At 42.5% G+C, this 24,045-nt stretch carries 19 protein-coding genes; 16 read left to right on the top strand and 3 right to left on the bottom strand.

Going from position 1 to position 24,045, the window contains the following annotated elements; translation table 11 throughout:
- Nucleotides 1-98: 98 nt before the first annotated feature.
- The 15 genes from ispE (at nucleotide 99) to ACO067_RS19820 (ending at nucleotide 21,199) form a co-directional block, all read left to right on the top strand.
- Nucleotides 99-896, top strand: a complete 798-nt coding sequence (ispE, locus tag ACO067_RS19890) for a 4-(cytidine 5'-diphospho)-2-C-methyl-D-erythritol kinase (RefSeq protein WP_421877429.1) — start codon at nucleotides 99-101, stop codon at nucleotides 894-896.
- 149 nt (nucleotides 897-1,045) lie between these two features.
- Nucleotides 1,046-2,602, top strand: coding sequence for a 7TM diverse intracellular signaling domain-containing protein (locus tag ACO067_RS19885; RefSeq protein WP_421877427.1), 1,557 nt, complete (start codon nucleotides 1,046-1,048; stop codon nucleotides 2,600-2,602).
- Nucleotides 2,603-2,679: 77 nt separating this feature from the next.
- A complete protein-coding gene (locus ACO067_RS19880) occupies nucleotides 2,680-2,895 on the top strand; it encodes a response regulator transcription factor (RefSeq protein WP_421877425.1) in 216 nt (71 codons plus the stop codon).
- A gap of 57 nt (nucleotides 2,896-2,952) precedes the next feature.
- Nucleotides 2,953-3,252: a response regulator transcription factor gene (locus ACO067_RS19875; protein ID WP_421877422.1), complete on the top strand. Its 300-nt coding sequence runs from the start codon at nucleotides 2,953-2,955 to the stop codon at nucleotides 3,250-3,252.
- A gap of 74 nt (nucleotides 3,253-3,326) precedes the next feature.
- Entirely contained in the window at nucleotides 3,327-3,923 is a 597-nt protein-coding gene (locus ACO067_RS19870; RefSeq protein WP_421877420.1) for a nitroreductase family protein, read from the top strand.
- A complete protein-coding gene (locus ACO067_RS19865) occupies nucleotides 3,907-4,647 on the top strand; it encodes a pirin family protein (protein ID WP_421877417.1) in 741 nt (246 codons plus the stop codon). Before ACO067_RS19870 ends, ACO067_RS19865 begins: the two co-directional genes overlap by 17 nt.
- 106 nt (nucleotides 4,648-4,753) lie before the next feature.
- Nucleotides 4,754-7,318: a carboxypeptidase-like regulatory domain-containing protein gene (locus ACO067_RS19860; RefSeq protein WP_421877415.1), complete on the top strand. Its 2,565-nt coding sequence runs from the start codon at nucleotides 4,754-4,756 to the stop codon at nucleotides 7,316-7,318.
- A 1-nt stretch (nucleotide 7,319) separates the two neighbouring features.
- Complete coding sequence (locus tag ACO067_RS19855) at nucleotides 7,320-8,444, top strand: DUF4249 domain-containing protein (RefSeq protein ID WP_421877412.1); 1,125 nt, start codon at nucleotides 7,320-7,322, stop codon at nucleotides 8,442-8,444.
- 4 nt (nucleotides 8,445-8,448) lie between these two features.
- Nucleotides 8,449-9,564, top strand: coding sequence for a DUF4249 domain-containing protein (locus ACO067_RS19850; RefSeq protein WP_421877410.1), 1,116 nt, complete (start codon nucleotides 8,449-8,451; stop codon nucleotides 9,562-9,564).
- A 5-nt stretch (nucleotides 9,565-9,569) separates the two neighbouring features.
- Nucleotides 9,570-11,798, top strand: a complete 2,229-nt coding sequence (locus ACO067_RS19845) for a hypothetical protein (RefSeq protein WP_421877407.1) — start codon at nucleotides 9,570-9,572, stop codon at nucleotides 11,796-11,798.
- Between the two features lie 573 nt (nucleotides 11,799-12,371).
- Complete coding sequence (locus ACO067_RS19840) at nucleotides 12,372-13,985, top strand: SulP family inorganic anion transporter (RefSeq protein ID WP_421877405.1); 1,614 nt, start codon at nucleotides 12,372-12,374, stop codon at nucleotides 13,983-13,985.
- A gap of 200 nt (nucleotides 13,986-14,185) precedes the next feature.
- Nucleotides 14,186-14,728 carry a YceI family protein gene (locus ACO067_RS19835; protein ID WP_421877403.1) on the top strand — a complete coding sequence of 181 codons (543 nt, stop codon included), beginning with the start codon at nucleotides 14,186-14,188 and terminating at the stop codon, nucleotides 14,726-14,728.
- Between the two features lie 366 nt (nucleotides 14,729-15,094).
- Nucleotides 15,095-19,072, top strand: coding sequence for a carbohydrate-binding domain-containing protein (locus ACO067_RS19830; protein ID WP_421877401.1), 3,978 nt, complete (start codon nucleotides 15,095-15,097; stop codon nucleotides 19,070-19,072).
- 190 nt (nucleotides 19,073-19,262) lie between these two features.
- Entirely contained in the window at nucleotides 19,263-20,396 is a 1,134-nt protein-coding gene (locus ACO067_RS19825) for a sialate O-acetylesterase (RefSeq protein WP_421877398.1), read from the top strand.
- Nucleotides 20,397-20,524: 128 nt separating this feature from the next.
- On the top strand, nucleotides 20,525-21,199 hold the full coding sequence (locus tag ACO067_RS19820; RefSeq protein WP_421877396.1) for a heavy metal transporter: 675 nt from the start codon (nucleotides 20,525-20,527) through the stop codon (nucleotides 21,197-21,199).
- 39 nt (nucleotides 21,200-21,238) lie between these two features.
- Here ACO067_RS19820 and ACO067_RS19815 read toward each other — a convergent pair whose 3' ends face one another.
- The 3 genes from ACO067_RS19815 to ACO067_RS19805 form a co-directional block, all read right to left on the bottom strand.
- On the bottom strand, nucleotides 21,239-21,679 hold the full coding sequence (locus tag ACO067_RS19815) for a hypothetical protein (RefSeq protein WP_421877393.1): 441 nt from the start codon (nucleotides 21,677-21,679) through the stop codon (nucleotides 21,239-21,241).
- 118 nt (nucleotides 21,680-21,797) lie between these two features.
- Nucleotides 21,798-22,247 (bottom strand): GNAT family N-acetyltransferase, encoded by a 450-nt coding sequence (locus ACO067_RS19810; protein ID WP_421877391.1) that lies wholly within the window; start codon nucleotides 22,245-22,247, stop codon nucleotides 21,798-21,800.
- Entirely contained in the window at nucleotides 22,244-22,690 is a 447-nt protein-coding gene (locus ACO067_RS19805; RefSeq protein ID WP_421877389.1) for a DinB family protein, read from the bottom strand. The genes ACO067_RS19810 and ACO067_RS19805 overlap by 4 nt, the downstream gene beginning before the upstream one ends.
- A gap of 119 nt (nucleotides 22,691-22,809) precedes the next feature.
- Here ACO067_RS19805 and ACO067_RS19800 point away from each other — a divergent pair, with 119 nt between their 5' ends.
- A complete protein-coding gene (locus ACO067_RS19800) occupies nucleotides 22,810-23,946 on the top strand; it encodes a hypothetical protein (protein ID WP_421877387.1) in 1,137 nt (378 codons plus the stop codon).
- Nucleotides 23,947-24,045 lie beyond the last annotated feature (99 nt).

The raw sequence follows: 24,045 nt of genomic DNA, 5'->3' as shown, positions 1-24,045 counted from the left end.
TCCATAGAATTATAGTTCATAGTCCATGGTAACTGAGGCACCGTATGCATTTAACCTGTGGACTATGGACTATTTGACTGACAAACTATTGACTAAACATGCTCGCTTTCCCCAACGCTAAAATCAATATTGGCCTTAGAATTACCTCTAAAAGGCCAGACGGTTATCACAACATTGAAAGCTGCTTCTATCCTATTCCATGGGCCGATGCTCTGGAAATAGTAAAAGCCGATAAGTTCAAATTCACAACAACTGGATTGGAGATCCCCGGAGCCTCAGATAACAACCTCTGTATCCAGGCGTATCAGCTTCTCCAAAAAGACTTTGATTTAGCTCCGGTTCATATTCATTTGCACAAAGTGATTCCCATGGGTGCGGGACTCGGAGGTGGATCAGCAGATGGCTCATTCACGCTCAAAACCCTCAACGAGCTGTTTGAGTTGAGTCTAACAACAGAGCAGTTACAAAACTACGCAGGCAGACTAGGTAGTGACTGTCCATTTTTTATCGAGAACAAACCAGTAGTCGTACGTGGTACAGGTGATGAATTCTCCGATTGTTCGATCCAGTTAAACGGCAAGTATTTATTAATTCTTAATCCTGGAATACACATTGGCACCAAAGAAGCCTATGCCAATGTGAAGCCAAAAGCTCCTGATTGTCCGATTGAAAAAATAATTACCGGGTCAATGAATGCATGGAAACATGACCTGAGTAACGATTTTGAGGAATCAGTCTTTCCAAGACACCCTGAAATTAAAGCAATAAAGGAAGAACTCTATCAACTTGGTGCCATTTACGCCTCCATGACCGGATCAGGATCTACTGTTTATGGAATCTTTGATAAACTCCCTGCCAGCGTGCACCGGTTCAAAATTCTCATTCTGACTACATAAGATTCAGTTTGTCTGGCAAACATTTCTCTTAAAGGATCTGTTTGTCTTATCATTGCTGTGGTGACCCAACCTGCCAGAGACGCTTGATGAAAATTCCCTGTTCTAAGACCGTATGCTATAGGCCCCTAATCTTCTTAGCTTCCGTTTTGATGTCAATGGCGCTTGCCGCTCAAGAGCAGATTCTGACTTCAAAACTAGATAACCCGTATTTGATCAATGAACACCTCCAGGTCTTTCATACGCCAAAATCTCTAACTGGGCAGGAAGCAATAGAACTAATCAACTCAGGTCAGATGGATCAATCTGACGAGCGGATCAACCCGGGCATGGATCACCCACTGGACCATTATTGGGTGCAGTTTGAAATCGAAAATGATTTCAACACACCAGCGGATCTTTTTCTGGAGATTGCCTACCCACAGCTGGATTTTATTGAAGTTTTTGAAATAAAAGATGATTCGACTAGCCTACTGTTTACCACTGGTGATCGATTCGTTTTCGAACAGCGGCCTGTCATTAGCAACACCTATGTCTTCCCTTTACAACTTAATACCTCAACGTCGGGTAAATTGCTGATACATCTGGAGAAATTTAAGTCGGCTATGCGGTTTCCAATGTATCTATACAATGACAAGGCCTACACAAGAGCTCATTTCAAAACGAATCTTGTCAATAGCATTTACTTTGGAATCATTCTACTAGTAGCTATTACCTCGCTCGTGTTAAGCTTCATAGTACGCAATGCCACTTTTGCTATATACAGTCTTTACCTGCTATCATTTGGTCTTTGGCTTTTTACTCGTTTGGGCTATTCGTATCAATTCTTAATCCCGAATCTGCCAGAGGTAAACAGACATTTTCTGCCGGTAGCCGGTCAGTTAGCAGTCATGGCATTGATCGTTTATGTGCGGTCTTTTTTTAACACCCGAGTAACCCTGCCAATGTTTCACAAGGTGATGACCGGTGTGTTGGTTTTTTTCAGTTTAGGATATGTGGCTTGGGCTCTTTTTCCAGATGAATTTGTTGAATACGCCACCAGGTTGTTTGTGGTTCGGTATACACTATTTACCACCAGTATCGCCTTCACCTTCACCGCATCCATAGCTTATCGGAAAGTGGAGAAATTTAGATCCCACATGTTTCTGCTTGCCTACTCACTATTTTTATCGGCCATTCTGAGTAAGATAGTTGCAGAGTATGGTGTGGTAAATGAGTACGAATTGAGGTATGATCCCATCATGGTCGGTTTTTTAGTTGAGGTAAGCGTCCTTTCAGTGGCTATGGGAGTAATTCTCAAAAGAATCATCCATCAAGGGAAGCAGGTGCAACAAGACAATCATTCACTCAAGCAAACGATAGAGAAGATAAAAGTAAAAGCCAAAGCTCAACAGGACGGCTACATTCTTCTTAATAGCAAAGCCACTATCAATGTAAGTGACATTGTTTACATCAAATCGGATGACCATTATCTGGAATATGTGCTCACTTCTGGCAAAAAAGAAATCGATCGAAACTCCTTAAGTCAAGCATTAGACAGGTTGCCTGCATATTTCTTACAAACCCACCGTAGCTTTATTGTGAATCTGGACCATGTTAAAGCGATGTATGCTGACAAACTAGTCATGAACGATGGATCTGAGGTACGCATGTCAAGGAAATACAAGCCTCATGTGCACAATCGGTTAAATGCTTCACAAGAATCTTAGTGTCATTCACGGAAGGAATCCTGCTATTCACGACAAAAAGTTGCTTTACCCCATTTAAAGCCCCTTAATTAGGGGGTATGAAAAAGACCGCCAATCAAATCGCCCAGATACTTTCTCCTAGAGAAATCCAAGTATTACAGTTGATTTCAGATGGCGAAAGTAGGGATCAAATCTCCCAACAACTAAATATTAGCAAACTCACCTACGACGGCTATCGCAAAAATATCCGAATGAAACTTGGTATTAAAAGTCAGGCAGACTGGGTGAAGGTATTGCATGAAATGGACCAATAAACTAACAGCATATAATCGTCAACAGCTTTGAACCTTGAACCATTTAAATGATCAATCATGAACGCCACACAGAAGGTATTTGAAGACTATCACCTCCAACTGCTCAAACCACGTCAGAGTTTGGCCAAAGAGGTATCCATTGCACCAGACAGCACACATGCATGGGACTTGACAGACCGGGAAATCGACATACTGTCGCTAATGGCTGATGGACTCACAGCCGATATGGTAGCTGATGTGCTTCATATTTCGCCACATACGGTCAAAACACACCAGAGAAATATGCTAAAAAAATCAGGTTGTGCCAATGGTATCCACCTGGTGGCTCAAAGTATGAGAGAGGGCCTGATTACTTAACGATCCTTTTATATGTAACTACATTTAATGTATGTACGTAATAACTATTGTAAAACAATTACAGTTACGTACACATGGAAGTTATCACAGCATATAACAAAGAAACACCTACTGATCATGCCATACTAAACGTGATTAAAAATAGATGGAGTCCAAGAAGTTTTTCTGATGAAAGCATCACTCAGGACACACTCGAAAGACTCTTTGAAGCGTTGCGTTGGGCACCTTCAGCTATGAACGAGCAGCCATGGCGCATCATTGTTGGGCGCAAGGGTGACTCGGCCTATCAACGCATGTTTGAAAGTCTCATGCCTGGCAATCAGCCCTGGGCTGCAAAGGCACCGGTTCTTCTAACCACACTTATCAAAAAAACCTACACACGAAACGGAGCACCAAATGGTTCAGCGAAACATGACCTTGGACTGGCTATCGGCAATCTGAGTGCCCAGGCAACTCACGAAGGACTTGGCCTGCATCAAATGGGAGGATTCAACAGATCTCAACTGGCTGAGTTGTTCAATCTGCCGGAAGATTATGAACCCGTCACAGTCATAGCTTTGGGTTACCCAGGAAATCCGGATCAGCTCACGGAAGATTTGAGAGCTCGAGAACTAGCACCAAGAAATAGAAAAGAACTAAACGAAATCATTTACTATGGAGACTTTAAATAAAACACAGCAGGTCACCTTGCATCCTGCAAACAGTCGCGGAACGGCCAATTTTGGTTGGTTGCTGAGCAAGCACACTTTTAGCTTTGGAAGGTATTACAATCCAGACCGGATACATTTTGGAGCACTACGCGTTTTGAATGATGATATAGTGGAGGCAGGAATGGGTTTTGGGACACACCCTCATGACAACATGGAGATAGTGTCTATTCCACTAGAAGGTGATCTGGAACACAAAGATAGTACAGGCAACACAGAAGTGATTAAAACTGGGGATGTGCAAATCATGAGCGCAGGCTATGGATTAACACACTCCGAATACAATCATAGCAAGTCTGACCGAGTCAACTTTCTGCAGATCTGGGTCCTACCAAAAGAGCGAGATATCGAACCTCGCTACCAACAGATCACCTTTGAACCAAAAGACCGTAGAAACAAACTACAAACCGTAGTGGCTCCAGATGATGATCAAGCCCTTCGGATCAATCAAGACGCATGGTTTACGTTAACGGATCTAGATGCCGATCATACGATTAATTACCAAAAGCATAAGGGTAGCAATGGAGTATACGTGTTTATGATAGAAGGTAAGGCTATGGTCAATGACACAGAATTAGATCGGCGGGATGCTGCTGGTTTTACTGACATAGGGGAGCTCAAATTACAAGCTTCAGAAGATGCCAAAATTCTTTTAATAGAAGTGCCGATGATTGAGAGTCCTTTTTGAGTAAAGTAATTTCTGTGCAATGGAATTATTACCTATGTTTAGGTAGAAAATGTCAAACTAGAATTCCACTTTGCAAACTCCAAGATATCTCATAACCCTTATTTTGATGTTCGTCTTAACTCTGAGTGGACGAACTCAGGATTCGGGTGGACAATTATCATTCTCGAATGAGTCACTAGAGCAGGTCATTAACCGTCTTGGAAAAGCTTATAATCTTCAATTTAGATATAAACAAGAGTGGATACAAGATATCAGAGTCTCGGGATCGGTATCTAAAAACCAACTCAATGAGACTCTGACTTCTTTACTGAAGCCTTATGGAATCAGCTTCATTGTTCGAGACACAGATCTCATAATCCTTCTTAAAGATGGGTCTACCACTTTTTCTTATCAAGAGGAGACTCCCAGCGCTAACTCCAATATCATAGCAATTGGGGATGTGAAAGTTGGCTTAACCGAAGCAGTCTTATCTGGTACCATTTCTTCTGGTGAGACAGGAGAATCACTTCCTGGAGTGGCGGTGTTTACAGACGAGTATTCTACGGTATCTGATCAGTCGGGGAATTATAGCATTAAGTTACCAGTGGGGGTCCAAACAATCACATATAAGTATTTGGGTTACTCCGAGCTCTCCTTTGTTATCATGCTCAATTCAAACGGAGAATTCAACCTCAATATGTATGAAGACATCACTCAACTGGATGAGATCATCATCTCCCCAGAAGATCGTGACGAGAACGTGACCAGTGTGATCGCCGGATCTGAGCAAATGACCATAGAGGAAATCAAAAAACTTCCAGCTATGTTTGGTGAGGTTGATGTAGTGCGCAGCTTGCTTTCAATGCCTGGAGTAAATACAGTTGGAGAAGGAGCTGCAGGGTTTAATGTAAGAGGGAGTAGCGCTAGTCAAAACCTAATTCTCCTTGAAAAGGGAACTCTTTACAATTCATCGCATCTCTTCGGGTTTTTCTCAGCAATAAGTGCTGATGCCATTGATAAAGTGCAACTGTACCGTGGATCGATTCCCGCTGAGTATGGTGGGAGAATTGCCTCAGCTCTCGATATTGATTTGAAAAGTGCCAGTAAGCATGAAATCAAAGGTAATGGTGGAGTGGGTCTGGTAGCTTCTCGGTTCAATCTGGAGCTTCCCATCAAGAAAAAAGTAAGCAGCTTGAACACATCCATTAGAGCCGCATACCCCAATACAATCATCAGACGAGTCGATAATCCTGACTTCAAACAGAGTTCTGCTTTCTTTGGAGACCTTTCAATGAAGTACGATCACACTTTGAGTGAAAACCACAGACTAATTGCCTCAGGCTATACAAGTTACGATGACTTCACCCTGGCTAGTGAAGCTGAATATGGCTACCGTAATACGATTGGCACTATCCAATGGATTGGCTCTACAAAAAACAACCTTCAAAATGATCTGATCATAAACTACAGCGGTTATCATTATGACCTGCTTGATAGGTCCAATGAGAACCAGCTTTATCAACTATCTGCTGGAATCAACGATTTCAAAGTACAATCAGAATTTGATTACCTCGGATTTAGTGGCCATCAGCTCTCTTTCGGTGGGTCGTTGATTCATCATTCACTTAGTCCTGGAGATTATCAACCTGTAGATAACTCAATAATAGAACCGGTAACCCTGGCAGATGAGAGTGGTAATGAGATTGGGGTTTTCGTCAGTGATCAGTACCAATTCAGTCCTTCATTATCAGTTTATGCTGGCATGAGATATTCGCTTTTTCAAGGCGGTCTAGATACTTATGCAGCATTTTACCACGGTCTGGAACCGCGCTTTTCGGTGAACTACCGATTGAACCCTTACCGGTCTATCAAGCTGGGTTACAACAGAATGAGACAATACATTCATCAAATATCCAACACCACTGCAATCACTCCAATCGATAGCTGGAAGCTGAGTAATGAACTCATCAAACCCACCATTGCTGATCAGGTTTCGCTTGGATACTTTCAAAACTCTAGTAAAAACGATTACGAGTTTTCATCAGAAGTCTATTATAAGCTCACACAGAATCTGATCGAGTACAAGAACGGTGCAGACTTATTCAGAAACCCCGACCTAGAAGGCGAAGTAGTTCAGGGAACTGGCAATGCCTATGGCCTAGAAATATCATTGAAGAAAAACACTGGAGATCTAACTGGATGGATCAATTATACCTTCTCCAGATCGTTTAATAGAGTTACTTCATCTGACCCACAGGAAGCGATCAATGAAGGAAATAACTACCCTACCAACTTTGATCAACCACATAACCTCAACGTTTTCAACAACATAGTACTATCCAGAAGATTCAGTTTATCTGCTAACTATATTTACAACACTGGCAGGCCTGTCACAGTACCAGAAACCTCCTACAGATTATATGATCTGTCAGTAGCGCATTATAGCCAGAGAAATACATACAGGATTCCGGATTATCACCGACTGGACCTCACCCTGTACATGGGAACGAATCTAAAAAAGGACAAAGAGGTGGAGGCCAATTGGTCCGTAACCGTTTACAACATCTATGCTAGAAAAAATGTGTACTCCGTGTTTTATAGAAGAAACAATGCCGACAGGGGTACTGATGCCTTCAAGTTCATCGTGATTGGTAGACCATTGGTAGCTATTTCATACAATTTCAAGTTCTAGTATGAGAAACAGATTACGAAATAGCCTGTTAATAATCATTGTCATTCTCACTTCTTGCATTGAGCAATTTGATCCGAATATCAATGAAAGCAATAGTGCAAGGCTTGTCATAGAGTGTCTGATCACAAATGAAAATGCTCCCCATTTTGCCACTTTGAGCAGAACCAAATCCATTGATCTTTCTTTGGGGTCAGAAAGAATCCCAGGTGCAATTGTCACTATAAAGGATGATCTGAATAACTCTTTCGGTTTAATCGAGCTGTCAAACGGAAGATACATGACCGATACTGCTTCGTTTACCCCAACTGTAGGTCGCTCCTATTCTCTGCATGTAGAACTCCCGAGTGGCGAGCGTTATGTATCTGACATGCAAGAGATGCTTTCGCCTGAACCTATTGGTGAACTAACCATAATGAATGATGTCATAACCAGTGTAAGTAATAACTCGGATGTAGAGAGCAAAGTAGCCAAAGTAATTACCAACATTCCTTCCAGCGAAACGCCCAAATACTTCTGGCATGAATATGAAGGTGTGTTTGCTTTTGAAACTCCTAAACAAGGTAGCGAAGACTGCTTTTATGACTCGCTTGAAACCCCTCCTCCCGGACCACCAGTTAGATGTTTCGCATTTGAAGAGGTTTCATCCAAGCTGAATCTTTATAGCAATGATGAACTTCAGACTACTGAGACAGATAATCCAACACTATTTACTTTTTACCCTAGTTTCAAATTCTCTATTGCTTACAACATGCTGATCAAACGATACCGCATTTCCAAAGATGTTTATAACTACTTTGATCAGATACGGCTGCAGCAAGAATTTGGTGGTAGTTTATTCGACCCGCCACCGACGGAAATTCTTGGAAACATGGCCAAAATTGACAACCCTGATGAGCATGCACTAGGTATGTTCATAGTGGCTACCCGCACCAGTAAGCGAACAATTATCAGACCTACAGATTTCAAAGTGGAGCAGTTGCCCAATGAGGCTTATCCAGATTGCTTCCCTCAACAGCTGCCTCCCCCAACACCACCAGAGTTACAGCCAAGACCGGTTGATTATTGCTGCGATTGCAGGCTTTATCCAAATAGTTCTACCACCAGACCATCCTATTGGAATTATTAATCGTATGAAAAGATTCGTAAATATCCTACTCATTACACTTACTGGTCTTGCATCTTGCATCGAGCAATTTGATCCAAATATCAACGAAGAGAATAGTTCAAGACTTGTCATAGAATGTCTGATCACCAATGAAGATATTCCACATTTTGCCACCTTGAGTAGAACCAAATCCATTGATCTTTCTTTGGGGTCAGAAAGAGTCCCAGGTGCAATTGTCACTATAAAGGACGATCTGAATAATTCTTTCGATTTTATCGAACTGGCCAACGGCAGGTATATGACAGATACTTCATCATTTACGCCAACCATAGGTCGCTCCTACTCTCTACAAGTAGAACTACCAGGTGGAGAGCGTTATGAGTCTGAAATGCAAGAAATGCTTGCTCCTGAGCCTATAAATGAGTTAACCATAATGCATGATGTCATTACTAGTGTAAGTAATAATTCTGCGATAGAAAGCAAAGTAGCCAAAGTAATTACCACCATACCTTCCAGCGAAACCCCCAAATACTTCTGGCATGAGTATGAGGGTGTCTTTGCTTTTGAAACTCCTAAGCAGGGCAGCACTGAATGCTTTTATGAAGAGGTATCTACACCTCCACCAGCTCCCCCACTCCGATGTTTCGCATCAGAGGAAGTGCCTTCTAAACTCAACCTACATACCACTGAAGAACTTCAAACAGGAGAATTAAACGAAACCACACTTTTTACCTTATACCCAAGCTTCAAATTCTCTATTGCTTACAACATGCTGGTCAAGCGTTACAGAATATCAAAAGATGTATACAATTACTTCGACCAGATCAGACTCCAACAAGAATTTGGTGGTAGTTTATTCGATCCACCTCCTACCGAAATTGTTGGGAACATTGCTAAAGTTGATAACCCGAATGAACAGGCACTCGGAGCTTTTGTGGTTGCTTCAACTTCCAGTAAGAGAGCGGTAATAAGGCCTACAGATTTCAAAGTGGTACTGTTACCAAATGAAGCTTATCCAGACTGCTTTCCTCAAACTTTACCGGTTGAACCTGAGCTACAACCAAAGCCTTTTGAGTTTTGCTGCGACTGCAGGCTTTACCCGAATACTTCTACCACCAGACCTTCATTTTGGAGTTATTGACAAGTATGCGAAAAACTATCTATTCCCTCTCACTATTACTTTTGGCCCTATTATCAGGCTGGTCATCTTTATCTCAGACAGGAGATGTGTTTCTGCATCTGGATAGACCTTATTATTTGTCCGATGACAGCATTCGTTTTTCAGCCTATCATTTTCCCTATGGCCAACAGAATGAAGTACTATACATACAGCTCAATAGAGCTGATGGCAGCACTGTTTTTCTGAGACAATTGGTATTGAAAGAAGGAAAAGGAGCATCAATTATTCCGCTAGAGAAGAATATGAAAAGTGGTGAGTACATCTTGATAGCATTTACCAATGAGATGAAGCTAAGCCCGGAACGATGCTTCACTCAGCGCATTCAAATAATCAACAGATCTGATAAACTTAGTTCTTCGCCAGATGCACTTTGGGTGAAATTCTTTCCTGAAGGAGGGAATCTCGTTGCTAATCGATTGAATCACCTTACTTATTTCAGCAGTGTACCTACCGAGTCCAATGTGCTCTTGTGTAGCACCACTGATACCCTCGGACAACTGAAGCTTCAAAAAGGGTTTGGCAACTTACTTTTCACTCCGATTGCTGATAATGATTATCATTTGAAAGTGATACGTGATGGCGATCTCAATACGTTTCCCTTACCAAAGGCTATGACCAACACACTTGGTATTAAAGTACTGAAGCAAAAGCAAGGAGCTTATAAAGTGACAATCTTCTTTGGCGAAGAATTCTCGACCAAAAAACTGAACGTCTCACTAAAGAGAGATGAAAACATACTTTTTAGTATGAACCCTGAAGTAAATCCTTCCGGGATAGAATTTACTGTCCCAAGCAGTTCCTTACCTGCGGGCATCAATCGATTAGAGATTAGAGATCAAAACGATAAACTTATTGCTTCAACACAGCTTCTTGGTGCTGATGTGGCTTCAAACTTACAGGTTGATGACGTTGATTCGCTTTATGGAAGAAGGGAAAAGATAAGAGCATCGATTACGCTAACAGGGACCGAAACAGCCAATGTCTCAATCGCTATTCGCAAAGCATCATTTTTTGAAGCAGAAAGACTACCAACAATTGATCAGTACAGTTACCTCAACCTGTCGGGTAGGCTAGTTGATGAGGTAATCTCAGAAAGTATCAATGAGAATTCATCTAACCTAATAGCGTTGGATTCTCTTTTCCAACCACTGAGCATCCAGAAAACTGATTATATACTACCTGAAAATACATCCGTTTTGCATGTATTAGGCAATGTTTCTGATCAGGATGGCAACCCTTTAGCAGATACAACTATTTCTCTCACAATTCTAAAAGATGATCCGGAAATGATCTTTTCCAGAACTAACTCTTCAGGCTTATTCTATTTTCAACCTAAGATGTTCGAGGGGGAAGCACCGATAATTCTGAAGGTCAAAGATGCCGAAAACAGGAATCAGAAACTTCTGTATCAAATTGATGATTATTCATTGAGCCTTGATCCGATCCCTACCACATTTACAGCATCAAACGCCATGATAGACTACCTGAAGTATGCTAATGAAAACCGAACCATTCAGAACACCTATCGACCTGAGGGCATCTCCACCGATCAAAAGAATGATGCATTTAGCAGTTTGTCATATGAGCCAGATTTTACAATCAATTTAGACGAGTACATCACATTGCAGAACTTTCAGGAGGTAATACGAGAATTCCTACCTGGCGTCAAGACAAAAACAAGAAACAATCGAATTGAATTTTATCTCAATAGACTTGATAAAAAGAAGGGGTTTTACACTGAACTAATGGAAAACCAACCATTGAGACTAATAGATGGTGTTCCTGTGTTTGACAATGATCTGATCATGAGCCTTTCTCCCGAAAGCCTTAAAAGAATCTACATCACTCATGAACCCGTATATTTAAATGGATTCATTTTCGATGGTGTTTTTGAAGTCTGGACTCAAAACAAGAATTTTTATGAAACAGATGATACCAACCATTTTAGCCATGAATTGAATGGTGCTTTCACACAGGGTAATTTCGCACTCCACGACAAATTGAATGTACCTGCTAATATGCCTGATTTCAGACCCATATTGCTTTGGAATCCCAGCATGAATCTAAGGTCAGGATCAAATCCAATAGAATTCTACACCTCTGATGACATTGGAGTTTACATTATTGACATTCAAGGAATAGACGGCAACAATCAACCTATTCATATTCACAAGAAATTCAAAGTAATGGATTGATCTGCATTTAATTCAACTTAGCGACACAACTTTCGAACCGTTTTACACAATTATCAAAACCGTTACTTAAAGCCTCTAACACCAATTCATTCACGCATCCCGCTCATTGAATAAGAATAGCTTGAATTACCACCGTTTTTGTGTTAAACTTGTAATACTGATTGGAAGCAATATTTTTTTCAGCTTTGAAACATACCTGTACTTTATTGTTTCCTCCGTTTATTTCGGAAACTTCAGAATCCTTAAGAAAGCCCGACCCTAAGTGGTCGGGTTTTTGATTTCTTAGCTGAGTTTGCCTTTTCTACAGAATTCCTCCAAAATCAACTCGTATGTTCGTACCCATGAACTTAAGCGTAAGCAGTTGACTGATAATTAGCGTATCCTCATTCCTGTCGCTTACAATCGTAGTTCATAAGTCAAGTAAGCAAGCCCTTGTGGCTATTCAGATTCGAACCCGACATGAGAAGCATGTCGGGTTTTTATGTTATTAACTTTTCATCAATTCTACACTTTACTTACTTTTCGTCCAAAGAATCCCTATCTTTGCGCCTTTTTTCATACAAAATCGGCTAGATGAGTAAGATTTTTCACAATTTCACATTCAATCCTAAAAACGATATTCTATCGGGACTAACTGTTGCACTCGCATTGGTGCCGGAGGCAGTGGCATTCGCTTTTGTAGCAGGTATCGACCCTTTGGTTGGGCTTTATGGAGCGTTCATGATGGGATTAATCACCTCGCTGTTTGGAGGAAGACCCGGAATGATCTCTGGAGCCACTGGAGCCATGGCAGTCGTAATGGTCCACATGATACAGCAAGGTAATGAAGTGGGAATGGGATTAGCGCAGCCCATTGAGAACCTGGGCTTACAGTGGCTATTCATCACGCTTCTTTTTGTCGGAGCGTTCCAGATTTTAGCCGGTGTACTACGTCTGGGAAAATTTGTGAGACTAATCCCTCATCCCGTGATGATGGGATTTGTTAATGGACTGGCCATTGTAATCTTCTTATCCCAACTGGGAATGTTTAAAAAAACAGTAAATGGATCTACTCACTGGCTAGAAACTGAACCGCTTTTGATAATGATCGGTCTGGTAGCTCTTACCATGACTATCATGTTTTTATTGCCCAAGGTGACCAAAAAACTACCCGCAGCATTGGTGGCCATAGTGGTGGTAGCATGCCTTACCATCTTTGGTGGCATTGAAGCCAGTACTGTTGGTTCATTTATCCGTGATGGAGGTGGCTCTGGCCTTAAAGGATCTCTTCCCTCCTTTCAGTTTCAGATCTTTTCATTATTTGACACACTAACCGGTCATTGGGGGCTTATCTTATCAACAGCCGCACTCTTAGCAGCTGTCGGTCTGATCGAGTCACTCATGACACTCAATCTGGTGGATGACATCACTGAGACGCGTGGTAGCGGAAACCGTGAATGTGTAGCTCAGGGTGGTGCCAACATACTCAATGGCCTATTTGGTGGAATGGGAGGATGTGCGATGATCGGGCAGTCCATCATCAATGTAAACTCTGGCGGCCGTGGTAGACTATCCGGTGCTGTAGCAGCGGTTGCACTACTATGCTTTATATTATTTGGCGCACCATTGATCGAACAAATACCAATAGCTGCCCTAGTGGGAGTGATGTTCATGGTGGTAATCGGCACGTTTGCCTGGAGTAGCTTCCGTGTGATCAATAAAATCCCCAAATCAGATGCTATTGTCCTTATTGCCGTATCAGCTATCACTGTATGGCAAGACCTGGCTATAGCCGTAATCGCCGGTGTAATCATCTCAGCTCTGGTCTTTGCATGGAAAAATGCAACCATGATTCGTGCACGTAAACACATCAAAGAGGACGGCACTAAAGTTTATGAGATTTGGGGACCATTATTCTTTGGGTCCACCCAGGCGTTCAATACCAAATTTGACCCTAAAACAGACCCTGATGCGATAGAAATAGACTTTATAGAATCCAGAGTGAGTGATCACTCTGGTGTGGAAGCTTTGAGCAGTGTGGTAAAGAAATACATCGATTTAGGAAAATCCATTAAACTCACACACCTGAGTCCTGAATGCCAGGGACTACTAACCAAACTGGATCCTGACTTTGGCAAGGTTATTGAAACAAGCATAGACGATCCTCGATACCATGTGGTAACGGATTTATTGGATAAGGAAGCGTAAAGAGGATCTTCATCGCAATAATGAAGGGTGATCTTTTTAGATCACCCTTTTTTTATACTCACAACTAGCTGATAATCTGATAATTAAGAATTTCTTACAAATATTTCTTGCATGAACTGAAACATTTGTATGTACGTACAGTTAAATACACTACATATTACATGTAGGTACATTTAATTAACACAAAACATACAACGATCATGTCAAAAATTTGGAACATCGACCCTACTCACAGTGAGGTACAGTTTAAAGTAAAGCACTTGGTAATCTCAACAGTTACAGGAACTTTCAAGACGTTTTCAGGATCTTTAGAGACTTCTGGAGATACATTTGATGGCGCAAAAGCATCTTTTTCCTTGGATACAGCAAGCGTTGATACCAACGTGGCAGACAGAGACGGACACTTAAAAAGTGCGGACTTCTTTGATGCAGAGAAGTATCCTAAACTAACTTTTGAAGGAAATCTGAAGCAAGTTGGAGACGATTTCAAATTGGTAGGCGACCTAACAGTGAAAGATATCACCAAACCTATCGAACTGGATGTAGAACTGGGTGGCACAATGGTAGATGGTTATGGGCAAAACAAAGCCGGGTTCGAAATCAATGGTAAAATCAACAGAAAAGAATTTGGACTTACCTGGAGCATGGTAACAGAAGCCGGAGGTGTAGTAGTAGGTGACGATGTAAAACTCCACCTAAATGTGCAGGTAGTGGAGCAAGTTAAAGAAGCTGCAGCGGTATAATCCATTTTCATAACAACAAATTAAGAAGCGGGCAATGCCCGCTTTTTTTATGTCTGATAAAAAAAGTAAAAGGAACATGAATACCGTCTACCTAATTTAATGAGCTCATCTCAGCTGATGTAGTTTTGATGTAGTGTGAATACGCTCACTCCTCTCATTCAACATTTCCACTCTCCGCAATACTGTTACTGACGAATACTTTTCACCTACCTGATGTAGTATTGATGTATTGCTATTTTTTCAATTTACAGACCTTTTAGGCAGCTTTAAATACGATTATTTCATTTTATACCTAATCCAAATGAATAATCCCCACTGCCTGCGTGATTACAGAAGCATTTTGTAAACACAATAAAAACACTCACAATGATGAAAAAACAACTACTCTATGGGAAACTACATGTAGTCCTTGCCTTCATGCTGCTCTCATTCACCTACGCATCGTTTTCCCAAACATTGCTTTGGTCGGATGAATTCAACACTCCTCAGCTTGACCAATCTGTCTGGACCTATGCCATTGGCGATGGATGTGATCAGGGAATCTGTGGTTGGGGCAATCAAGAACTCCAAACATACACCAACAACAATACGTCCATCGTGAATGGCCAGCTGGTGATAACTGCCAGACGCGAAACGGTCAACGGAAAGGACTTTACCTCTGCTCGCCTTTTAACGAAGGACAAGGTAAGTGTGAAGTATGGTCGGGTTGAAGCCAGTATCAAACTCCCCGACATGAACAATGGACTCTGGCCGGCATTCTGGATGCTGGGAGATGGAAATCGATGGCCATATACCGGGGAGATTGACATCATGGAGGCTGGATTCAATGCAACTTCCACAGATGCCAATGCTGTTGCAAAAGCCAACGTGTTTTGGCGTGCAGAAGATGCAGGTGTTACTGGCAATCTCCAATACGGTAATGAGGATGACTTCAAATATGATGCACCTGCCGAAAGTGGAAATGGCTTAAATGATGATTTCTTTGTCTATCGTGTGGACTGGACACCTACCAGCCTGACAGCCTACGTACTACAGACTGATGCCAACAACAACCCCATTGAATCAACCGCATATGAAGTATTTTCCATCCCAAATGAGCCCACGTTTCAGAGTGAGTTCTTCTCGGGGGATAACTTCTACATCCTACTTAATTTGGCCGTTGGTGGCTGGTTGCCATTCAGTGAGCCAGAAAACAATGCCGGGAATGTCACTGCGCTACCAACAGCCGGGAGTGAAGCTCAGATGCTTGTGGAATATGTCCGTGTATATGATATAGGCGGTATTGGTGAAGTCAACCTTGGCAATGTGGAAGAAGAGGTTCTCGGCTCGAATGGCTTTGGAATATTTGCAGATGGTACTTCTGTGGATAGTCAGCTGGACTTTGGTATAGATGCCGAACTATTTCTCTGGGAAGATGCTGCAGCTCCAGAAATACAGCTCAACACGGTTAGCAGTTCCTTTGGATCCGAAGCTTATGAGATTACATTTCCTGCCAACCAGTGGGCTGGAATGACACTCAACAGCTCAGATGTACTTAACCTTTCTAACTACTCAGGTGGCTCTCTACGACTCAAAGTAAGCACCACTTCTCAGGAGCCTTTTAGAATAGCAGCGGAAAGCGCCGCAGGATCTGCCGGAGTGGACTTTGCAGCTGGTGAGGAGAAGTTTGGCCTGCTGAGAGACGGACAATGGCACGACGTGGAAATCCCAATAGAATTGGTAGTTTCTAACTTCCAACAGGTCTATTCTCCATTCGTCATCAGCAATGTAGAAAACAGCAATCCATCCACCTCTTCACAATTTCTAATCGATGAAATACACTTTTCATCACAACCTGCTAGTGGATTTTCAAAGTATGTGCCGGTCCAGGGAAATTATGGGCTGTTCACCTCCTCACCAGTAGCTGACCAACTGGTACTGGGTACAGACGGTGATGTGTTTGTCTGGGAGCAAACGTTGCTCGAAGGACCTACCGAAACCTACAACGGACAGCCCGCTCTTAGCTATGTCACCAATAATCTTGGATGGTTCGGTCTGGGCATCACTGCCGATCAGCTGCACGATCTGTCGGCATTTGAGGGAGGTAATCTGCACCTGGCCATGAAGTCTTCTTCACAGGAAACACTCAACCTGTCTATCAACATTGGTCTGGCTCTTGGGACAATAGTCTTTGAAGCTGGGAACGACCCTTATGGCTTTGTGAGAGATGGTCAATGGCACGAGCTCACCATTCCACTTGCTGATTTTACGGGTGTGAATTTATCTGGAGTGGAAACACTTCTGAGCATCAATGGAACCGGAAACATTTCAGATCTGGCGCTTTCGGATATTTACTTTGAATACACGGGCACCAACCAACCAGTGCTCACAAGTATTGATGTGTCACCAACCAATGCCACCATTAATCAGGGACAAACGCAGCAATTCTCAGCCCAGGGTTTTGACCAGAATGGAGACCCAATTAGCACCTCTGTAAGCTGGTCAGCAGCTGGGGGTACTATCAATTCCAACGGACTATTCACTGGATCAGATAATGGTACTTTTATAATAAGTGCTACTAGTGAAGGCCTTACTGGCACTGCCAGTATCACCGTCAATGAAGTCATCTCCGGGATTTCCATACCTGGAACTATTGAAGTTGAAGATTATGACAACTACTATGATACCTCTGCAGGAAACAGTGGTGGAGCGTACCGAAATGACGATGTAGACATAGAAGCTACTGGAGACGCTACTGGTGCTTACAATGTAGGATGGACAGCAGCTGGCGAGTGGCTCGAGTATACCATTTATGCTTCTGCATCCTCAGCATTGTATGACATTAGTGCCAGACTAGCATCTCCCTCAGGCACCGGACAACTGCATGTTGAAATTGATGGAGTAGACGTCTCTGGACCCATAAATGCTCCAAACACAGGAAGCTGGCAATCCTACACCACCGTAACTGTGGAGGACGTGTCTATTGCTACTGGGAGTCATGTCATGAGAGTTGTAATAGATGCAGCTGGGTTCAATATCAATTACCTGGAGGCAAGCGAGGTGCAAGCTCAGCAACCAGTTCTAACCAGCATCATGATATCTCCCAGCACGGCAACCATTGACCAAGGACAAACACAACAATTCTCAGCCCAGGGTCTGGACCAAAATGGTAACCCGATGAGTTCTTCAGTTAGCTGGTCTACGGATGGAGGCTCCGTAGATAGCAATGGATTGTATACCGGATCATCAGCCGGCAGTTATACCGTCACAGCCACCAGTGGTGCAGTGAATGGAACTGCCCAGGTTATCGTAAATAGTGTATCAACTGGCTGGACTCTACCTGGAAGAGTCGAGGCAGAAAACTTCAATGATGGCGGCCAAAATGTGGGATACTATGACACCTCAGCTGGCAATACTGGAGGAGCATTCCGACCTGCTGAAGATGTGGACATAGAAGGCACTGGCGATGCTGAAGGACTCTACAATGTTGGCTGGACAGAAGCTGGCGAATGGCTCGAATATGACGTATCAGCAAATGCATCCAGTTTTGATTTAAGCCTACGCGCTGCTTCTGCAACCGGCGGTGGTAGCTTGAGGGTAGAGATTGATGGAGTAGATGTGTCTGGTCCCATATCGGTTCCCAACACAGGTGGCTGGCAAGTTTACGAATCGTTCTCTGTAGCGAACATAGCGATTGCTCCTGGCAACCACACCATGCGTATTCATTTCATCTCACCGGGCATCAATCTCAACTACGTGGATTTTACAGAGAACACCTCCACACCAACCGGATGTACTCAATCTGGACCAAACGGAGATTACACCGTGGAAATCTCTGAAGACAGTAGTGATCCTACGTTAACATTTGTACCTGGGTATGCAGGCGTGGGTAATCCTACCACGTTGCTGTATTATGGAACCGACCCCAATGGACCGTATCCTGGATATGGCGTATCTCCAAACACCCCATTTCAGATAAGCGCTAGCAGTGGGCAGACGATCTATTTCTATTACACCTACAGTGTACCTGAAGGTGGTGAACGCAACTCTGCAGGAGACAAACACAGCTTTACCGTTGGAAACTGTAGTACCGGATCGCGGCAGGCATCTACTCCAGATGAGGTGATCGAAAGTAGCAGCTTGTTAATATATCCAAACCCGGCAAAGGATGTAATCCACCTCCAACTGAACCAGCACTATGCTCATCTGGAATTACTGGATATCACAGGCAGACAACTATCCAATAAAATGATCAATACCACCCAAATACCAGTAGACATCTCATCACTGAAATCCGGACATTACTTGATTCGTTTGTCAGGTCCGGACGGGACGATCACAAAGCGCTTCTTCAAACAGGACTAGGCAGTCAGTCCCAAAAGAAAGCTACCCGTCCAGAGAATAGCCCCGCGAAGCATCAGTTGAGCGGGGCTATGTTTTTTATGTGCATGACTTAGGCATGATTTGTTCGCTTTCCAAACTATATGACAAAACTTATCCCTTACTGATCTGCAGATAGAGTAGTTTTCTATCTCAACACATCCGATCAATCTATATGCAACGTCATATCATCAAACTCTTTTTCGCAGTTGTTTGCCTTTCAGTCACCCAGAGCACGCACGCCCAGGACCCAAACTTCTACCTGTTTTTGTGTTTTGGACAGTCCAACATGGAAGGCCAGGGCACTATTGAATCCGTAGACCGTACGGTGAACGAGCGGTTTCAGGTCTATCAAGCACTAGACTGCTCCAACCTCAGCCGCGAGAAAGGAAACTGGTATCCCGCCATCCCTCCCCTTACCCGATGCTGGACGAGGCTTTCTCCAGCTGATTATTTCGGCAGAACAATGGTAGAGAATCTACCTGAGCAAGTACGTGTGGGTGTAATCAACGTATCCGTTGGAGGGTGCAGGATTGAACTATTTGACAAAGATATCTATGAGAATTACACCAACACGTATACGGAGGAGTGGTTTCAAAACGCCATCAATGACTATGGAAGAAACCCGTATCAATACCTGATAGACCTGGCCAAAGAAGCACAAAAAGATGGTATTATCAAAGGCATTCTGTTGCACCAGGGTGAGTCCAACAACTCCGATAACCAGTGGCCAGATAAAGTCAAAAAGATCTATGAAGACATGGTAACAGATCTGCAGCTTGACCCCACTAAAACTCCCCTACTTGCCGGAGAAATGGTACATGAAGATCAAGATGGACTGCTTGCCGGTATGAATACAATCATCAACCAACTGCCTGATGTGCTCGACAACTCCTATGTGATTTCTTCGAGTGGCTGTTCTGATCAGGATGATAACATACATTTTAATTCGGCAGGTTATCGTGAACTGGGTAAACGATATGCAGAAAAGATGTTGGAAGTCATTGACAAAACTGTTGTCCCCCTGGAAGCTGCTCAGCCCAGTCATGATGGACTCCATCTGGAAGCTGTTTATCCAAATCCCACAAGCGGGCCATTGCAGATCAGTTTTTCCACTCCCAGCACAGAGATAGTAAACATATACCTCCAGGATCTGGTGGGCAGATCGGTCATGCAGCTAACTAACAAGTCTTACAGTGCCGGTTCTTACTCGCTAGCATACAATGCTGATGACCTACCAAAAGGAGCTTATTTTATCATTATCGAATCAGCAGGCCACACCCATAGTAGCAGGATATTAGTAAGGTAAGTTCACTCTACGCCCTAATAAATATTGTAGTAAAATGAATGCATCTCCTTTCATTTAACACCAAGAATAACGTAATTTTCCGGTCCGTTGGAAAGTGTCTTATTGGCAATATAATTTAAACTAGAAACATGTCTAAGACTATTCGTAAGACCTATCCAAAGGACTTCAGCGTTGGTGTGCTCATCATCATATTTGCCACGGTTTTTTTCTTATCCGGCCAGCTTTTCGAAAAAAAACAACCAAACCTTTCCGGAATTCTCAACATCTACGTGGGAGAGTTTTTAGTAAGCACCGCCGTGCTGGTGATGGTTTTGATCCTTTGGGAGGAAATCTTATTCCCTGTCACCATCAAACCTCATGATGACGGCTTGATCTTTCGAAATCACCGGACAAAACTCAAAATACAAGGATTAATATACCTGATTATTCCAATCATAGTCGTCTTTCTCTATCTCAATTTCGAAGTGAACACCTTTAGGTTTTTTGGGTGGGCTGCTGTCACCATGGTGTTACCTGTCATCGGAAAATTAGTCTCTGGCATCAACAACTATAACGACTTTTTGACGCTCACTGATAGCTATCTAGAGTACAAAAACAATGAACTGGAGGGTAAATATCCGCTCAGCGATATTACTAAAATTGAAATCGTCAATGACGATAAAGGACACCTCTCCAAATTGATCGTATCATTCAAAGCATCCGATACGGTGACCATAGACCTAGATGAGATGGAGCTGGATGACTACTATGAATCCATTGAAAACTATCTCAAAAAGCACTATAAAGAGTTAGTTAAGGAGTAAAATCACGTCTCCGCAGGATATTGGATTGGGAAACACCCGTCATTGGCGGACACCAGCTACCACAGCTGTATCTTGAACGCCAGCGTATTCGTAAATGACTGTGTACACCAGAGATTGATCTTCCGGTTTATACCTCCCGTCCAATCCACTGGAGCTTTTACCATAAATGATTAAGTCCTCTGAGAACTGATCTTTGACGCCAAGTCCAAGATTATCTCCTGATGATCTGGTCACAGATGCCTTAAATGTCGCATGATCAGAGGGCTCAGGAGGACTAATCCTAACTTCATCGTTGTAGGTCTTCGTTATTTCCACCAAGACGTCACTGGCCGTGTAGTCCTTACTTTCATAAGTGACCAGGTAGGTACCCGCTACCTCAGAGGCCAAGTCGGGCTCCTCCACCTTTTCATTATCAAATAGATTACACGAACTGAGAGCGCATACAGTCAGTAACAAGAGGGATCGTTTGATGTAAGACATTTATTGCTGATTGTTTGATTGGGCTTAAAAGTGTGAGTTTTCTCCCGAAGAATAAAAGGCAAGCGAACAGACGCAACCTGATCGAGTGTAAAAGCCGCTTGAGCATCGGCTAATCTAATTAAAAGTGGAGTTTCATCCCTTCATGAGTGGCTCGAAAACCCAATGCTTCGTAAAACCGAAGTGCATCGGGTCGTTTTTTATCCGTGGTGAGCTGTAATACATGAGCACCTCTGGATCTGGCGCGTTCGATAGCCCATTCAAATACGTTGGTTCCCACACCTGTGCCTCGGTGATCTTTATGGATTCTTACGGCTTCTATCTGGGCCCGCATACCTCCCTGGTAGGTCAAATAGTGAATAAAGGACAGTTGGAATGTCCCTACAACTCTCCCATCAATTTCTACCACCATCAGCTCCTGTAAAGGATCTTTATCAATCGACTCAAAAGCGTCATAATAAGCATGGGGTAATGGATCTGTGTAGTGTTCACGTTGACTGCCCAGCTCATCGTCCGCCAGCATTTCCACAATGAACATTACATCCTCTCTAGTCGCCCTTCTGATTTTCATTGCTTCCTTTTGAACCAAATATAGTCAGTTATTGGTGGAGCAATGCCGCTCCGACGCAAATCAGAAATAATCTGGCCCCGATGATGTGTGGTGTGATTAATAACCTGAAAGAGCATATCACGGATGGAATTTTCAAACTGATCTCCCCTGGAATTGAAATACGTCTGATGATCCTCGAGTGAGCGGCTTTCCAGTATTTTGAGTGAGTTTAGGTAATTGGTCTGGTCGTGAACGGCACACTCCGAGAGACTATGTACGTCATTCACTCCAAAAGAATCACCACCAATGATCCTGGAATTCCAGATCTGATGTGCATTGATGATGTGCGAGTACAATGGTATGGTACGCTCACTGAGGACTGTCTCATTTTCCATTAGGATTACTAACAATTCCTGATTGTAATGGTGATGATAGGAAAAAAGGTCTTTGAAAAACTCCTTCATGATACATTTTGCCCTCCGTTAAAGGTACAAAAATGTGTGCAATTGATTCCAACTCAGTACGAGTTGTCGGTAGACTTTATCTACATTTTTCCCTAACTTTTAGTCAATAAAGAGGATACATGCGCAAGGAAGCTACGTTTAAAAAATGGCAATTGATTAGCTGGGAACCTGAATTATTTGTCTCCGGAGGGTTAATTCTTACGCTTCTGAATGTAGAACCAATACTAGTTGAATGGTACAACTGGCTTTCTCCCTTCAGAATCCCAGGGCTAATGGTTGCCTTCACTTTTTTATCAGCAACTCTTGCATCCTTAACAATAGGCTTTGTTTTGCATTTGATCACTCGAGGCCTTTGGATTGTTTACATGGGTCTTGCCAGTGCTATCAACAAACCATATGATTCAACACAAACAAGATTCAAACCCTATTATTTGAGACGTGTTTCCGATACTGATATCCACCAAAAAGCAACTCACCTTGGAAGAATATCCAGTCTCATCTTTTCCATTACATTCTTTCTGATGCTCATCTCGTTAGGAGCATCGGTTGCTACTACTTTACTGCTATTGATTCTACCATTCATCGGATTAGATGAAAGCTTAACATTTTTAATTCTCTCAGTACTTTTAGTTGATTTCGTAAGCTTGGGCTGGCTTAAAAAAAGCAAAATTGGACTTTTTCTGATACCATTATTGATACCACTCTATTGGATTTCCTTGTCTTTCCTTTATCGTGACATTTATTATTACCTCATTCAGCATGTACACAAGATGAAACTTATTGTAGGTTTTGTTTGCTTCACCGTCTTATCCGTTACCCTAGGTTTTTTCAATGTTTGGGAGATGCAAAGAAGACCTCCACTGTTAACTCCAGACCATCAGTATGAGCTTTTTGAAAATAAATACTACGATGACCGAAGGGAACCATACTCTGTCTATGACATCAGCATTGACTCCTATTTACAGGATAAAAGCATGTTGCAAATATTTATTCGGAGTGGATGGCTTCATGATGAGATTTTCAGAAAAGATGCTTTGAAGTTTTACATTGATCATCAAGCATACGGTATCAAAGCAATTCGTAACACATTCAAACAAGAGAAGGAGTACGGGTACCTGTTGTTTGTGGATATTAGCCGACTTAGTCCTGGCGAGCATCTCATACTTTTTAAGCTAGATGAAAGCAAAATCGGTGACGAGTTTAGCGGTTATGGTTCTTGGAATGCAAGTTTTCCTTTTTTCTATTCCAAAGATTAATGGCCACATTCAGAACCATTTCAATTCTATAATTATGAATGGTTATATGATCCAATAAATGGCTTCCGATTTATGCGTTTTACTGGTATTTTAGAGGAC

This window comes from Marinoscillum sp. (assembly GCF_965229915.1).
Classification (GTDB): domain Bacteria; phylum Bacteroidota; class Bacteroidia; order Cytophagales; family Cyclobacteriaceae; genus Marinoscillum.
The sequence above is the reverse complement of the archived record's forward strand: the minus strand, read 5'-3'. Positions and strand labels throughout refer to the sequence as shown.